This window comes from Paracoccus sp. S4493 (genome assembly GCF_000967735.1).
Lineage (GTDB): Bacteria > Pseudomonadota > Alphaproteobacteria > Rhodobacterales > Rhodobacteraceae > Paracoccus > Paracoccus marcusii.
Genome location: NZ_JXYF01000345.1, coordinates 1 through 313, shown reverse-complemented (window position 1 = coordinate 313; position 313 = coordinate 1). Strand labels below are relative to the sequence as shown.

Below are 313 nucleotides of genomic sequence, written 5' to 3'. Positions count from 1 at the left end.
GGCGCTGGTCGTGTTCCTGTTCGCCGTGGGCGAGGTTCTGGAAGGCGTCGCCGCCGGCCGGGCCCGCCAGGGCATCCGCGCGCTGGCCGATCTGGTGCCCAAGACCGCGATGCTGGAGCAGTCGGGCGGGACATGCACCGTCCCCGCCGACAGCCTGACGATCGGGCAGGTGGTCCTGATCCGCCCCGGCGACCGCATCCCCGCGGATGGCGACATCGTCGAAGGGACCAGCGGCATCGACGAAAGCCCCGTGACCGGCGAAAGCGTTCCGCAGACCCGCGGCGTGGGCGATGCGGTCTTTGCCGGCGCGATC

Annotated in this window: 1 pseudogene; it reads left to right on the top strand. The window is 72.2% G+C overall.

Annotation, left to right across the window (positions count from 1 at the left end):
• A pseudogene (locus tag TW83_RS17655) lies at window positions 1–313 on the top strand (heavy metal translocating P-type ATPase); the annotation flags it as partial.